Raw genomic sequence first — 14,340 nt, 5'->3', positions numbered from 1 at the left:
CGATGACCGGGCGAACTATGCTGTGCGGTCTTCCTGATTTCACCCCCGACGACAGGAAAGACGCATGACCCTCCTGGCCGAGGTCGGCTCGCCGCCCCCGCCCTACGTCAACCGCTCCCGCCGCCGGCATCCGGTGAGACGCGCCCTGAAGTACCTCGTCGTGATCGGGTCGGTGTGCGCGGTGGCGACGGTCGGCATCGTCGTCGCGCTGAACAGCCTGACGGGCGCCGGGCCCATCGTCGAGCGGTGCGCCGCCGATCTCGACGGCACCGACTGGTACCTGTCGCCCCAGCAGGCGGACAACGCGGCGCTCGTGGCGGGTATCTCGCTCGCCCGCGACCTGCCGGCCCGCGCGGCGACGATCGGGCTGGCCACGGCCCAGCAGGAGTCCGATCTCATCAACATCGACTACGGGGACCGCGACTCGCTGGGGCTGTTCCAGCAGCGCCCGTCGCAGAGCTGGGGCACTGCCGAGCAGATCATGGACCCGGTGTACTCGATCAACGCCTTCTACGACGTGCTGGTGGAGGTCGAGGGTTACGAGGACATGGCGGTGACAGTCGCCGCGCAGACCGTGCAGCGCTCCGCCTTCCCCGACGCGTACGCGCAGCACGAGATGCGGTCGCGGGCGTGGGCCTCGGCGCTCACCGGCAACTCCCCCGGCGCCCTGACCTGCGAGCTTGCCCCCGTGGCCGAAGGCAACCAGCCCGCCCCGGACGTGGCGCGCGACGTGGTGGCGGGCCGCCTGGGCCGCGACCTGGGGCTCGCGGCGGACCCGAACCGGCAGGACCCGGCGTCGTCCACGGTGACCGTCGACGGGACGCCGCTCGCGCCGGACGACCCCGCACGCGGCGCCTGGGCCACCGCCCAGTGGGCCGTCGCGACGGCGCACGCCACGCAGGCGGTCGAGGTGCACGTGGCCGGGCAGGTATGGCTCCGCGAGGAGGCCGCCTGGACTCCGGCGGAGACGCAGCTCCCCCCGGGCGAGGTCCGCATCACGGTAGACGCCGCCGAATAGCTTTTGTTGTGGGCGTGATCGTTGCGCCTGGAACGGACGCATGGTCGCAACGATCACGCCCACAACGAAGCGGGGTCAGTAGGTGCCGTCGCCGCCTCCACCGCCTCCGTCTACACCGCCCATGAAGCCGGTAAGGCCCGACGGGTTGCCGCCCTCGTCCTGGCGGGGGCGCGGGCGCTCGTAGTCGTCGTCCACCCGCAGCTCCGCGACGTCCTCGCCGAGCTGGTTCAGCAGGGCGTGCCGGGCCTCGCGACGGCGGCGCTGCTCCAGCGGCTCCGGCACGGGTGCGGCCGCGATGAGCCGCTGCGTGTACTCCTCGCGGGGGTGGTGCAGCACCTCCTCGCGCGGGCCCTGCTCGACGATCTTGCCGTTCTGCAGCACCACCACGCGGTGGGCGAGCAGGTCGATCACCGCGAGGTCGTGGCTCACAAACAGGCAGGCGAACTTGTACCGCTCCTGCAGCGCCGTGAACATCTTCAGCACGTTGGCCTGCACCGACACGTCGAGGGCCGACGTCGGCTCGTCCGCGACCAGCAGCTCCGGGTCGAGCGTCAGTGCGCGGGCGATGCTGACGCGCTGCCGCTGGCCGCCGGAGAGCTCGTGCGGGTACCGGTTGTAGACGCTGCGCGGCAGCTCGACGGCGTCGAGCAGCTCCAGCACGCGCCGGCGGCGCGACTTGTCGTCGCCCTCCTTGTGCACCACCAGGGGCTCCGCGATCACGTCGCCGATGGGCAGGCGCGGGTTGAGCGACGACGCCGGGTCCTGGAACACAACACCGATGCGCCGGCGCATGGCCTTGAGCTCCTTGCCGCGCATCCTCGTGAAGTCGCTGCCGAGGATGGAGACCGAGCCCGACGCGGCCGGGATGAGCCCGAGCGCGCACTTGGCGATCGTGGACTTGCCGGAGCCCGACTCGCCCACGAGGCCCACGATCTCGCCTTGCGCCACGGAGAGCGACACGTCGTCGACGGCCCGGAACGTCGGCTTGCCGAGCCGGTGGTACTCGATGACGAGGTTGCCCAGGTCGAGCGCGGGCAGGTCCTCGGGAGCGGCGACGACCGGGGCGACGTCGCCGAACTGGCCCGGCCCGGACCCCAGGTGGGGCACGGCGGCCAGCAGGCGCTTCGTGTAGTCGTGGCGCGGGTGGTTGAGCACCTGGTCGGCGGTGCCGGTCTCCACGAGATCGCCCTTGAGCATGACGGCGACGCGGTCGGCCATGTCCGCCACAACACCCATGTTGTGGGTGATCAGCAGGATGCCGGTGTTCAGCTTGTCCTTGAGCGAGCGCAGCAGGTCGAGGATGTCGGCCTGCACGGTCACGTCGAGGGCCGTGGTGGGCTCGTCGGCGATGATCACCTTGGGGTCGCAGGCGATCGCCATCGCGATGACCACACGCTGGCGCTGGCCGCCGGAGAGCTCGTGCGGGTACTGCTTGAGCCGGCGCTCCGGCTCGGGGATGCCGACCATGGCGAGCAGCTCCGCCGCCCGCGCCGTGGCCTGCTTGCCGAAGGCGATGCCGTGCAGCTGCAGGCCTTCGGTGAGCTGGTCGCCGATGGTGAGCACGGGGTTCAGCGCGGTCATGGGCTCCTGGAACACCATGGCCACGTCGTTGCCGCGCATGTTGCGCAGCCCCCGGCCGTCCAGGCCGCCCACCACCTTGTCGCCCACGCGGATGACGCCGCCGACGCGGGCGTTGCTGGGCAGCAGCCCGAGCGCCGTCATCGAGGTGACGGACTTGCCCGAACCGGACTCGCCCACGAGCGCGACGACCTCCCCGGGGCGTACCTCCAGGTCGATGCCCTTGACCGCGTGCACCTCGCCGAACTCGGTCTTGAACGTGACGGTGAGGTCCTCGAAGGAGAGGACGGCGTCGCCGGCCGCCGAGACGGGACCGGGAGAGCTGATGTCAACAGTGGTCATGCTCAGTCCTTGGTCCGGTTCTGGCGGGGGTCGAACGCATCGCGCAGGCCGTCGCCGATGAAGTTCACGCACAGGGCGATCGTCAGGATCATCAGGCCGGGCCACCAGAACAGCCACGGCCGGGTGGCGAACGCGGCCTGGTAGTCGTTGATGAGGGTGCCGAGCGAGGTGTCGGGCGCCTGCACACCGAAGCCGAGGAAGCTCAGCGAGGTCTCCAGCAGGATCGCGCTGGAGATCGAGAGCGTCGCGGACACGATGATCACGCCGACCGCGTTGGGCAGCACGTGCCGGGTGATGATGCGCCACGGACCCGTGCCCACGGCCCGCGCGGCGAGCACGAAGTCGCGCTCCCGCAGGGAGAGCACCTCGCCGCGCACCAGGCGGGCGAGGCCGGTCCAGGTGACCAGGCCCAGCACGAGGGCCAGTACCCAGATGCCGGCGCCGCCCGCCATCCGCCCGAGGACGGCGGCGACCGCGAGCAGCGGGATGATGATGAAGACGTCGGTCATCCGCATGAGGATCGACTCGACCCAGCCGCGATAGAAGCCGGCGATCGCGCCGATCAGCGTGCCCACGACAGTGGAGACGATGCCGACGATGAACGCGATGATCAGCGAGAACTGCGTGCCGCGCATGACGAGGGCGAAGTAGTCCTTGCCGCCGGTGTCCTGGCCGAACGGGTAGGTCCAGTTGGGCGCGCCGTCGCCGATCCTGTCGTACTGGAGTGTGTAGCCCCTGGGCCACCAACCCGGGATCGGGCCGATGCCGATGGAGGTGAACGCCACGATGATCACGATGCCGAGCACGATCATCGAGGTGAGCGCGGCCTTGTGCCGGAAGAACCGGCGCGCCACGAGCTGGCCCTGGCTGTAGGACTTGTCCTCGCCGGGCAGCGGGGCTGCCGAGCCGCCGGCTGCGAGGCCGACCGCATCGATGCTGGTGGCCGAGAGCTGAGGTTCGTAGTCCTCGCCGCCGGGATTGCTGTTCCTGATATCACTCATGTCTGTGTCTCCTGCCGTGGCCCGCGCTCAGCGCCGGATCCGGGGGTCGAGGGCCGCGTACGCGATGTCTGCCACCAGGTTCATCAGCACGGCCGCGATGCCCGTGACCAGGAAGAACGCCATGACCGGACCGGGGTCGACTGCGCGCAGGCCGTCCTGGAACAACGCACCCATGCCCTTCCAGCCGAATACCTGCTCGGTGATGATCGCGCCGCCGATGAGGGCGGCGAAGTCGAACGCGACGATCGTAGTGATCGGGATCAGCGCGTTGCGGAACGCGTGCTTGACGATGACCTCGCGCTCGGACAGGCCCTTCGAGCGTGCGGTGCGCACGTAGTCCTGGTTAAGCGTCTCGAGCATGGAGGAGCGGGTGTAGCGGGAGTGCGTGGCCACCGAGACGAGGGTGAGCAGGATGGTCGGCAGCAGAATCTGCGTGCCGATGTCGAGCGCCTGCTCCCAGAACTCACCGGTGAAGTTCGGCGTCTGCGAGCCGATCGTCGAGATGGGGCGCGACTTGATGCTCAGGAAGCTGGCCCAGTGCGCGATGAGGATGTCGGCCACGACCATGATGCTCGTGATGACTCCCGTGATGCCGGTGACGATCATTGCCTGCTTGCGTGTGTAACCACCCCAGGCGAAACCGATGGCTACCGAGACCAGGACCGACACCACAAAGAGCACAGCGAGCAGCAGCCAGGACGGTTCATTGACCAGCAGCGGGGCGGTGAGCAAGTAGGCGATCGTCCCGACGACGGCGGTGGTGAGCGCCGCGTAGAGCACCCGCCGGTTGCGCAGGCCGGCGACCAGGGCGGCGACGAGCACACCTGCCGCAGCCGAGACCGCCAGCACACCGCCGATGCCGAACATCGGGTGGCGCCACCAGTCGAGCGCGTTGAAGACGAAGAGCAGCACGGCCACGAAGGCGAACGTGACAGCCCCCGTGACGAGCCGGCGTCTGCGCGTTCCACCGAGCACCGCCTGGAGCAGGAATCCCGCCAGCAGCGCGACGACCACGATGGTCAGTGGCGCGTACTGGCCCACGACTATCCAGTTGTTGTACTGGATGGCCGCGTACTCCTTGAGCAGGGTCGCGGCCCAGAACACCGGGAGCGAGAAGAAGAGGAACGCGCTGAACGTGATCGTGTAGTCGAAGCCCGAGTACTGGCGGATCGCCGTGAGGATGCCGAGCGCGATGCCGACGACGATGGCGAGCACTGTGGCCAGCGTGACGAGGCGCAGCGTCGAGGACGCCGCCTGCTGGGTCAGGGTCAGCACATCGATGCCGTTGATGGTCGTGCCGAGGTCGCAGTTGCCGGTGAAGCAGCCTCCGACTCCGCTCAGCCAGTCCCAGTAGCGCTCCAACGGATTGTCGTCGAGCCGCAACCGCTCGGTGCGCTCGGCCATGAGCTGCGCGCGGTTCGGGTCGTTCGACTCCCGGAGGTCCCCGAGGGGATCGCCTGAGTTGATGGTCAGGATGAACATGAGCAATGAGGCGCCGAGCAGCACGAGCGCCGAGACGCCGATGCGCCGGAGGATGAACTTGAGCACGGGGTGGACCCTTCGAGGCGGACGCAGCACGGCGTCTGCTGGGGAAAGCGATCAGCGTGTCACTATAGGACACCGGATGAAAATTGCCGCCATCGACCCTGGTCAGGCCCGGAAATAATCCTGGGTGCCGGCAAACAGCATGGTGGCGAACAGCCCTGCGGGGAAGGGAACAGGCGCTCCCTTCCCCGCAGGACTTGCGTCAGGCTCGCGTCAGGAGGCGCGGGCCCACTGCTCGGCGTTCCACACGACGCCGCTCTGGGCGGCGGTGTTGCGCACGTTCTCCAGGCTCGAGCTGCTGGCGATCACACCCGGGTGGGCGAACAGCGGGATACCGAAGAGCGTGTCCCACAGCTGCGTCTCGATGATCACGATCTGCTCGGCGTGCACCGCCTCGTCCGTGGTCGAGGCCAGGGTCTCCCATGCCGCATCGACGGTCTCGTCGGAGTAGCCACCGTAGTTCTGCGGCTGGTCCGTGCCGTAGATGTTCTGACCCGAGGCGATCTGGCCCGAGCCGGCCCAGGCGAACAGCGCTACCTCGTAGTCACCGTTCGGCAGGTCCTGGTCGAAGAAGTCCGGCGCAGCGGAGTCGACGATGTTGAAGCCCACCTGGTCGCACGAGGCCTTGATGGCCTCGACCTCGGCGGCACGGCGCGGGTTCGGCGCGGCGTAGCCGATCCGGACCTCCACACCGTCCTCGAGGCCGGCAGCGGCGAACTGCTCCGTGGCGGCGTCGAGGTCAACAGCGTCGTACCGGCCGTCGTAGGACTGCTCCACGACGTCCGCGTAGTTGTCCTGGAACGGGAAGACCTCGCGGGCGTCCATGACGACGGCCTCGGGGTCGATCGGCGCGATCAGGTCGTCCACGATCTTCTGGCGCGGCACGCAGAGCGCGAACGCCTCACGGGCCTCCAGGCTCTCGGCGAAGATGCCGGAGTTGAAGTTGAAGTCGAGGTGCTCCCAGGTCAGGGTCTGGTTGGTGTCAACCGTGACCGAGTTGCCGAGCTGCTCGAGCTGCGTCGTCGTGTCGACGGTCGGGCCGTTCGGGTTGATCGCGTCCAGGTCACCGTTGGCGAGCGCCTGGATCTGCGCGTCCGCGGCGACAAAGCGGAACGTGAGCTCCTGCGTGGCGGCAGGCGTGCCCCAGTACTCGGTGTTCGCCTCAAGAGTGATGTACTGACCGGCTTCCCAGCCGTCGGCCTTGAAGTTGTACTGGCTGCTGACGGGGGTGATCGCCGGGTCCGGGACCTGGCCCGGCTGCGACAGCCAGCCCGTGTCCCAGAACTCTGCGGCCTGCTCCAGGACGTCCAGGTCGAGGTCCTGGATGGCGGTGACGAGCTCCTCGGTGGTGATGCCCACCTGCTCGGCGACGACGTGCGCCGGGAACGGCGAGCCGATCTGGATCTTCCAGTCGGCGTACACACGCTCGTAGTCGTACGTGAACGTCTTGGCGTCCGGGGAGTCCGCCTGCGGGCCGGCGGGGACGTAGTCGCCCAGCGTCAGGCCGGAGATGTGGTTGAAGAGCGGCGTCTCGGAGCCGTCGTCCGTGACCGTGCCGTCCTCGGTGATCGCCTGAGTGGCCCAGTCGAGCAGGTAGTCCGCGTAGGTGATCGGCGTGCCGTCCGACCAGACCGCCTCGTCATTGAGGGTGTACTGGACCTGCAGCGGGTCCTCGGTCACGGCCTCGTAGGTGCCCCACTCCTCGTCGGTGCAGATGGAGCCGTCGTCGCCGAAGTACCAGAAGTTGCCGAACAGGCGCTCGGTGACCGCGCTGTTGTAGACGGAGTAGGTCTCCGGGGTGTTGGAGTTGTAGCCGAGGAACTCGTCCTCGACAGACACCCGGACCTCCCCGTCGGCGGTGGTGACCTCGCCGAGATCGGCCTTGCACGGGCCGTCGGCCGAAGCCGAGGACGCAGTGGACTCCCCGTCAGCCGGGTCATCGCTGCCCGCCGGGCTGGTGCACGCCGAGAACAGCAGCGCGCTCGTGGCGGCCACCGCAACGGCGGCGCTCAGTCGCCTGATCTTCAATGTTCCTCCTCAAGGGGATGCCGATGGCGGGCTGCCAGCCTGCGCGCCGCAGCGCGCGCTGACGATTGAGACGTCCGTCACCGTCATGGTTTCCGCTCACGCTACTCACGCGATGGGAGGGTTTGCCCTACTTCGCCGTTTGCTGGATCCGATCGTTACCGACCTGATATCGCGCTGTAGCGGCCCGGTCGCCGCATATCAGGGGCCGAAACAGGGCGTTAACACCCATGGGTGAAAGGTCAGACCCAACCGTGCGAGCGCGCCACAGCGACGAACGCACCCCGGGTCGCCAGCACCTGCTCAGCGGTGAGCGTCGGCACCGCCGCGAGCAGCACCTCGGTCACCTCGACCGCAAGCTCCCGCTCGGACGGCCCTTCGCCGTCGGGCCGCGAACCGGCGTCAGGCAGCGAAAGAAAGGCGGGAGCGGCGGGCAGACCCGTGCCGGCGGCGGACGCCGCCATCGCCGGGACCGGAGCCGCTGCGACCAGGGTGACCGTCGAGGCCTTCAGGCCCCGGTCGCCGTCCTCCACCTCGAAGTCCACCACCGCGCCCACCGCAAGGTGGCGCTTGTCGAACTCGAGATCGTTGACGTGGATGAACACGTCGTCGCCGCCCGTGTCGGGAGCAACGAATCCGTAGCCGCGAACCTCATCGAACCTGATGACCTTGCCTTGAACCACGACACACACTCCGCCTCGTAAGAAATCCCTGCGTCCACGAGTCTAGGACGCTTGTCCAACTTCGTACCGTAAACGCACCCGGCTCCGTCGCCGTTCCGCCCCTGCTGGATCTCACCGGGTTAAGTTGGCGGGCATGACGATCCGCGTCCTCGAGACACCCGAGGTGCTGCGGCGTGCGGACGAGCTGGCCCGGATCTACCAGCGCGCCTTCGACTACTCCGCCGAGCGCCGCGACCACTTCCGCGACACCCGGCTGGCCTACCTCCCGCTCTACGACGGCGCGCTGACGCTCGGCGCGTTCGACGGCGACGCCCTCGTGGGGTTCGTCTACGGGTTCGACTACCAGCGTGACCACTGGTGGCCGCAGCAGGTCGGGCCGGCGCTCGCCGAGGCCGGCCACTCCGGCTGGACCGAGGACACGTTCGAGCTCAACGAGCTGGAGATCCTGCCGGAGCACCAGGGGCGGGGGTTCGGCACGGCGCTGCTGCGCGAGCTGCTCGCCCGGACCCCGCACCGGCACACCCTGCTGTCCACCACCGCCGACCCCGCCGACCGGGCCAAGGTGCTCTACCGGCGCCTGGGGTTCGTCGACCTGGTGCCCGGGTTCCGCTACGCCGGCGTGACCGAGCCGGCGAACATCATGGGCCGGCGGCGTCAGCGCTCCCAGGAGTAGGGCGTCGTCGTGGACACCTTGACCAGGCCGTAGCGCTCCAGGATGGGGCGGGAGTACTCGGTCGAGTCGCTGTTGATCAGGGTCTTGCCCAGTGCGAGGGCCGAGCGCGCGCGAGCCGCCGTCAGCGCGCGGTAGATGCCGCGCCCCCGCCACTCGGGCCGGGAGCAGCCGCCCCAGATCCCGGCGAAGTCGGTGCCCGCCACCGGCTCCAGCCGGCCAGCGGTGACTATCTCCCCGCCGGCCTCCGCGACCCAGAGCTCCATGCCGTCGTCGAGACCCAGGCGGCGCAGGATGGCGTTCGCCGTCTTGTCCGACGCCGGGGCGCCGAACACCTCGTCCTGCATGGCGCACATGGCCCGAACATCAGGCTCATCCGTGATCCGGCGCAGGGTCACTCCGTCGGGCAGCGGGACATCCACCGCGAGAGCGGTGGCGTCGCCGATCATGATCGACTCCGACTCCTCCTGGACGAACCCGTGCCCCAGCAGCGCCTCGTGCAGGCCCGGGGCGTGGTCGTGGCCGCGGGTCTTCCACTCGACGTGGGTGATGCCGCCGTCGGCCCGGAAGTGGGCGACTGCCTCGTCGACGAGCCCCCGCACCCCCGCCTCGTCGGCGCCGCCGAGGTCGCGGTAGGTCACAAAGCCGCGCCCGCCGAGGAAGGTCACCAGCCGCAGGGGGCCCAGGAGGTTCACGGTCAGCGCGCTCGGGGTCTCGGCGTCGGTGCGGAGCTGCTCGTCGTAGGCCCGGAGCAGCAGGGAGGGTTCGGTCATGGCCACACGGTGCTTGATCCGCAGGGGCACGGCAACGCAATATCTTTCCGCCCTGGAGACCACCCCTGACCACGCGTGTCTCGCGGGTGAAATGTCCAGCACGATCGCTACCATGACGCAGTTCTGGGCATGCTGGTCTTCACCGCACGTTGATCGAGGGGGCACGTTGTGGCGTGGAAAGCACATCGACGGACGGCATTACTGGGCTTCGTCCAGGCGTGGGGACCGACCGCGATCATTCTCGCGGTGGTTGTCATCGCCACGACGATCATTGTTATCGGAATCCGGACGGCGCCGCCAGGACCTGCTAAGCCAGTGGTGATCTCGACCAGTGAATGGGCCCCCTACGTCGACCCCAGCGCGCAGTCGGGCGGTCCGGTGACTGAGGTCGTGACCGAAGTCCTGAGGCGCGCCGGATACCAGCCCGAGATCCGCTACACCTCGTGGTCGCTCGTCGAGTCGGGCGTGGAGTCCGGCACCTCCGCTGCGGCGTTCCCGCTTGTGACGAGTGCATCTCGATCGGAAAGGTTCATCGCCTCCGAGCCGCTGGTCCAGTTCGAGTACGTGCTCTTCTACGATCGGCGAGCAGGCGAACCGGAGATCACGACGGAGGAAGATCTCTCCACGCTTCGAGTCGGCGCGGTGGCGGGCTACGACTACTGGCCGGAGATCGACCGGGCGGTGAGCGACTGGGTCGAGTTCGACTCCACGCTCAGCGGATTCGAAGCTCTTGCCTCAGGTGAGATCGATGTCCTGGCCGAGGGCCGCGTGGCAGGGCAAGCACTCGCGGCCGGGCCGCAGTTCAGCGGCGATGCCGCCGACATCGACTACATCCGTGCCGACAGCCCGCTGGTCCGATCGGCGCAGGGGTTGCATCTCATGGTGGCGCGGACCGATGAAGCCGCCACCTTCGTCGATGCCTTCAACAGAGAACTGGTCGAGTTCCAGCAGACCGAGGAATACCAGGAGCTGCTCGGCGGGCTCGATGGAAGCGTGGCCGCCTTGGTCGAGCTGGAGCCGTTCACCTCCGACGGCCTGGTCGAGCTCCTGGACGAGCGCGGCAGAACGATCCTCCTTGCTCCGCGGGGCACCGGCGCAACAGTGCTCGACTGGCCCGCAGAGTTCACGAACGCCGCCGCCCCGGAGTCCGAACCGCCGCTGGTCCAGGTCAAGATCACGACCGGCCCCGCGACCGGCCGCGTCGTGTTCGTCGATTCACGCGCGATCACAATTGGAGGCGAGGCGCAGTGACGTATCTCCGAGTCCTCACGCCAGTCGTCATCGACCATCAGATCGTCCCGGGTGCCTCGTTGCGCGACCCGGCCGCCTACGCGGCCTTCTGGGCCGATGCCCAGCGCGAGGTCGACGCGCACTTCGGCGGCCGGTCGCTCGACCGTCCCGCTTCGGCCACGATCACCTTGGACCACGCGCACGAGACCTCAGCTCTGAACCGCTATCAGTCGATCGATCACAACGCGGTCGACCGTCCCCTCCACGTGTTCAGCGGCACGGTAGCGCCGCAACTGATCGTCGGATCGCTTGAGAACCGCGCGGGTCCGGTGCTTTCCAAGATCCTTGAGATCTCCTTCCGGGTCTACGACCACGGACTGATGGTCCTCGAAGCACTGTCGGACGTCACCGGCTACCTCGGATCTGAGCCGGCGGAGGTTGAGCAGAAGCTCGACACGCTCCAACAAGACGCTGTACAGACCGGCGACGCTCTGGCCCGCGCCGTCGTTCAGATGTGCATAGATCCGGCCCTCGAGCTCCTGCGCAAGCTCGACGAGAGCGGCAGCATCCTGGAACCACCAGCGGCTGAGGACGACGCTCAGGTCCGCGACTTCGGACGCTCCATGTGGGTAACCCGAAGCCTGATCGTGGACCCTGCCGAACCGGTTGCCGAGCAGGCGATCCGCCACTGGGTCAAGGATGTTGCAACCACCGAGTTCGCTCGCCCGCCCGCTGACGAGCTGGTCGACGGCGAACGTGACCACCTGGTGCGCTGGCTCAACTACCTGTTCGTCGATCGGTCCGACAACGGTGAGGATGCGCGCACGATAATGGGCCCAGGGGGCCACTTCAACGACCAGTGGGAGGCCCTTCGTTACGCCCAGGTGTTCTATGGAGTCATCGATCGCATCGACAGTCGGTTGTCCCGGATCCTCGCCCACTCGGCAACGGCAGACTCGCGCCTCGACCTGGAGCACCTCAGAGCCGACCTGACCGGACTCAGCCGCCGAGCCGAGCTGATCATCCTCGAACGCCAGGACCTGGCGAAGTACCTCAAGCGCGCAGTACGACTCGAGCTCGACGCGATCATGAGCTACTGGGACTACGAACAACTTCTCGAGACACCGGTGAAGTACAAGGTCGGCCTGTGCAACCAGCGGCTCGCTGAGCTCGGATCGCGGCGAGCGGCACGCTCGACGATGTTTACCGACATCATCCTGCTGGGGATCGCGATGACTTCTGTCCTCGCAACAGCGCTCGCGCTCACCGAGTTCGGCCGGAGCGTCGCGAACGATCCGAACATGGCCGTCTATGACTTCGGCCGCTCGTCGATCGTCGCCTGGGTCGCCGGCCAGCCGGCGGACGCCATTCTCGTCAGCTCCGGCGTGATCTCCGCACTGATCGTGCTCGTGTACCTCTTCTTCCGGCGCGACAACGGATCATGAGGGACGCATTCCGATCGCGAACAGTCCGGACCTTCGCTGCGACGCAGTTCTTGATGGAGGTCCAGTTCTGGTTCCCGGTCTGGCTGATCTACCTGCTCGACCTGGGCTTCTCGCTCGCCACGGCACTACTTGCCGACGCTGTGTTCCGGATCGTGTCCGTCGTCTGCGAGCTACCGATGGGCGTCCTCGCCGACCGGATCGGTCGCAAGAATGCCTATCTCCTCACGTGCGGACTTTCAGCAGGCACGTTCGCAGCGATCACGTTCATCTCGAACGACGCCTGGCTGCTCGGCGCCTGGATCGCGTGGGGCGTGCTCTGGGCACTCAACTCAGGCGCGACCGCACCGTACCTCTACGAACTGTGCGCCATGGAGGAGACGCCAGTTGATCCAGCCAAGGCGTTCGGCCTGGTCAGAGCTGTGGGTAACAGCGCGGTCGTCTGTTCGCTGCTGGCCGCGGGCTACCTGTACGACGCCGATCCGCGCCTCCCGTTCGCGATCACCGCAGGGCTCTCGGTCGTAGCGATGATCCTCGCGGCGCGCCTGCCCTCGGTCCCGAGATCTCACGACACCAGGCTGCGCTCGATCCTGCTCAGCATCCGCCGCGAGCTCCGCGGCGCCGACGTGCGGCGCGCCGTATGGATCGGCGCGCTGCTCCTCTTCTTCGGCTGGAGCGCACGCATCCTGTTTCAGCCCCTCGCCCTCGATCTCGACCTGTCACCACAGGTCACGGGCTGGATGTACGCCGCCTTCGCCGCGGCCGGCGTTCTCGGCAGCACGATCTCCGGGAGCGTCACACGGCGTCGACGGCGAGTCGCTGTGCTTGCGGCGTTCGTCTGCATCGTGCTTGCCCTCGCGTCGACCGCGGCGGCCGACCACCTTGGTCCTTTCCTGTTCCTACCCGTCATGGGCTTTGGCTACGCACTCGGGATGACCGTGGTCGACGTCTACACCAACGAGGCAACCTCCCGTGCCGTCCGCGGAGCGATCTTCAGCGTCGCCGCTGCACTCGCTGGGCTCGGTATCGCCGTCGCCCGCCCAGCACTCGGCCTGCTCTCCGACGACCGCTCACCGGCCTTCGCCGCGGGGATCTGGGCGGTCGTCGGAGTCGGGGTGGTCTTGATCGCGCTCCCCGCGATTCGCAGGATTCCCGCAGCGCTCGGACCGGACCGGCAGTCCACGTTTCCGTGGCACACGGGCGACTCGATGCGCGACGGCTCCGGCCACTGAACGCAGGACCGGCCGAGGTCTGGTTATCGCACCGTCGCCACGCCTCAGCTCAGGTGCCGGGCGAAGAACCTGGCCGCGTCCTCCCCCGCGAACTGCGGGACGCCGGTGTGCCCGCCCAGGTTGGCCTGCAACGTCTTCTCCTGGGAGCCGAAGGCGTCGAACAGGTCCAGCGCCATTTGGCGGTCGTTGTTCTCGTCGTCCCACTGCAGCAGGACGTGCAGCGGAATCTTGACCTGACGGGCCTCGTCGAACATGACGCGGGGCACAAAGCTGCCGGCGAAGAGACCGGCGGCCACGATGCGCGGTTCGACCACCGCCAGCCGGACGCCGATGGCGATCACCCCGCCCGAGAACCCGACCGGGCCACCGAGCTCGGGCAGTGCAAGGAGCGCGTCCAGGGTGGTCTGCCACTCCGGGACCGCCTTGTCGACCAGCGGGAGGACCAGCCGGTCGACGATCTCGTCGACCGGCTCTCCGGCCCTCAACGCCCGGCGCAGGTCGGCGCGGGCCTGCTCGGCGTCGGCCGATCGGGGCCGGTCACCGCTCCCGGGGAGCTCGATGGTGGCCGTGGCGAAACCCTGCGCCGCGGAGTGCCGGGCCCGGGCCACCAGCCGGGGGTACATCATGTGCAGACCGCCGGGATGGCCCATCAGGATGAGCGGGACGGGTGCGGCTGCGGACGCGGATCCGGGCGTCCACAGGGTGCCGGGGATCTCGCCGAGGATGAATTGGCGCTCGAGGACGCCGTCGTCGAGGCGCTGCTCAGAAGTGAAGTGCATGGTCGTGCCTTTCGGGAGTGCT

12 protein-coding genes are annotated in these 14,340 nt (G+C 68.3%); 5 read left to right on the top strand and 7 right to left on the bottom strand.

The window, feature by feature from the left end; genetic code table 11:
* The first annotated feature begins 64 nt into the window (after window positions 1-64).
* A complete protein-coding gene (locus tag AB1046_RS22100) occupies window positions 65-1,018 on the top strand; it encodes a hypothetical protein (RefSeq protein WP_369371431.1) in 954 nt (317 codons plus the stop codon).
* 75 nt (window positions 1,019-1,093) lie between these two features.
* On the opposite strand, the gene AB1046_RS22095 is transcribed toward AB1046_RS22100, so the two are convergent.
* The 5 genes from AB1046_RS22095 to AB1046_RS22075 form a co-directional block, all read right to left on the bottom strand.
* The gene (locus AB1046_RS22095) at window positions 1,094-2,938 is read right to left on the bottom strand and encodes an ABC transporter ATP-binding protein (RefSeq protein WP_369371430.1); all 1,845 of its coding nucleotides are present in this window, start codon (window positions 2,936-2,938) and stop codon (window positions 1,094-1,096) included.
* Window positions 2,939-2,940: 2 nt separating this feature from the next.
* The gene (locus AB1046_RS22090; protein ID WP_369371429.1) at window positions 2,941-3,939 is read right to left on the bottom strand and encodes an ABC transporter permease; all 999 of its coding nucleotides are present in this window, start codon (window positions 3,937-3,939) and stop codon (window positions 2,941-2,943) included.
* Between the two features lie 27 nt (window positions 3,940-3,966).
* Window positions 3,967-5,487 carry an ABC transporter permease gene (locus tag AB1046_RS22085; protein ID WP_369371428.1) on the bottom strand — a complete coding sequence of 507 codons (1,521 nt, stop codon included), beginning with the start codon at window positions 5,485-5,487 and terminating at the stop codon, window positions 3,967-3,969.
* Between the two features lie 210 nt (window positions 5,488-5,697).
* A complete protein-coding gene (locus tag AB1046_RS22080) occupies window positions 5,698-7,512 on the bottom strand; it encodes an ABC transporter substrate-binding protein (RefSeq protein WP_369371427.1) in 1,815 nt (604 codons plus the stop codon).
* 239 nt (window positions 7,513-7,751) lie between these two features.
* A complete protein-coding gene (locus tag AB1046_RS22075; RefSeq protein WP_369371426.1) occupies window positions 7,752-8,192 on the bottom strand; it encodes a cold-shock protein in 441 nt (146 codons plus the stop codon).
* 133 nt (window positions 8,193-8,325) lie between these two features.
* Between AB1046_RS22075 and AB1046_RS22070 the strand changes: the two genes are divergently transcribed.
* Window positions 8,326-8,865, top strand: a complete 540-nt coding sequence (locus AB1046_RS22070; RefSeq protein ID WP_369371425.1) for a GNAT family N-acetyltransferase — start codon at window positions 8,326-8,328, stop codon at window positions 8,863-8,865.
* On the opposite strand, the gene AB1046_RS22065 is transcribed toward AB1046_RS22070, so the two are convergent.
* On the bottom strand, window positions 8,847-9,635 hold the full coding sequence (locus AB1046_RS22065; protein ID WP_369371424.1) for a GNAT family N-acetyltransferase: 789 nt from the start codon (window positions 9,633-9,635) through the stop codon (window positions 8,847-8,849). The two genes, AB1046_RS22070 and AB1046_RS22065, sit on opposite strands and share 19 nt — an antisense overlap.
* 168 nt (window positions 9,636-9,803) lie before the next feature.
* On the opposite strand from AB1046_RS22065, the gene AB1046_RS22060 reads away from it, so the two are divergent.
* Genes AB1046_RS22060 through AB1046_RS22050 form a run of 3 tightly spaced genes read left to right on the top strand, consistent with a single transcriptional unit; the run spans window position 9,804 to window position 13,539 of the window.
* Window positions 9,804-10,886 (top strand): substrate-binding periplasmic protein, encoded by a 1,083-nt coding sequence (locus AB1046_RS22060; protein ID WP_369371423.1) that lies wholly within the window; start codon window positions 9,804-9,806, stop codon window positions 10,884-10,886.
* A gap of 59 nt (window positions 10,887-10,945) precedes the next feature.
* Window positions 10,946-12,310 carry a hypothetical protein gene (locus tag AB1046_RS22055; RefSeq protein WP_369371422.1) on the top strand — a complete coding sequence of 455 codons (1,365 nt, stop codon included), beginning with the start codon at window positions 10,946-10,948 and terminating at the stop codon, window positions 12,308-12,310.
* Window positions 12,307-13,539 carry an MFS transporter gene (locus AB1046_RS22050; RefSeq protein ID WP_369371421.1) on the top strand — a complete coding sequence of 411 codons (1,233 nt, stop codon included), beginning with the start codon at window positions 12,307-12,309 and terminating at the stop codon, window positions 13,537-13,539. The genes AB1046_RS22055 and AB1046_RS22050 overlap by 4 nt, the downstream gene beginning before the upstream one ends.
* 44 nt (window positions 13,540-13,583) lie before the next feature.
* Here the strand turns inward: AB1046_RS22050 and AB1046_RS22045 are convergent, their stop codons facing one another.
* A complete protein-coding gene (locus AB1046_RS22045) occupies window positions 13,584-14,318 on the bottom strand; it encodes an alpha/beta hydrolase (RefSeq protein ID WP_369371420.1) in 735 nt (244 codons plus the stop codon).
* Window positions 14,319-14,340 lie beyond the last annotated feature (22 nt).

The organism is Promicromonospora sp. Populi (assembly GCF_041081105.1).
Lineage (GTDB): Bacteria > Actinomycetota > Actinomycetes > Actinomycetales > Cellulomonadaceae > Promicromonospora.
This window is presented reverse-complemented; position numbering and strand designations above follow the sequence as displayed.

Bases quoted from the DNA above. Each gene is read 5' to 3' on its own strand.
- AB1046_RS22090 (WP_369371429.1), bottom strand. From the start codon at position 3,939: ATGAGTGATATCAGGAACAGCAATCCCGGCGGCGAGGACTACGAACCT.
- AB1046_RS22065 (WP_369371424.1), bottom strand. From the start codon at position 9,635: ATGACCGAACCCTCCCTGCTGCTCCGGGCCTACGACGAGCAGCTCCGC.
- AB1046_RS22100 (WP_369371431.1), top strand. From the start codon at position 65: ATGACCCTCCTGGCCGAGGTCGGCTCGCCGCCCCCGCCCTACGTCAAC.
- AB1046_RS22045 (WP_369371420.1), bottom strand. From the start codon at position 14,318: ATGCACTTCACTTCTGAGCAGCGCCTCGACGACGGCGTCCTCGAGCGC.
- AB1046_RS22070 (WP_369371425.1), top strand. From the start codon at position 8,326: ATGACGATCCGCGTCCTCGAGACACCCGAGGTGCTGCGGCGTGCGGAC.
- AB1046_RS22095 (WP_369371430.1), bottom strand. From the start codon at position 2,938: ATGACCACTGTTGACATCAGCTCTCCCGGTCCCGTCTCGGCGGCCGGC.
- AB1046_RS22050 (WP_369371421.1), top strand. From the start codon at position 12,307: ATGAGGGACGCATTCCGATCGCGAACAGTCCGGACCTTCGCTGCGACG.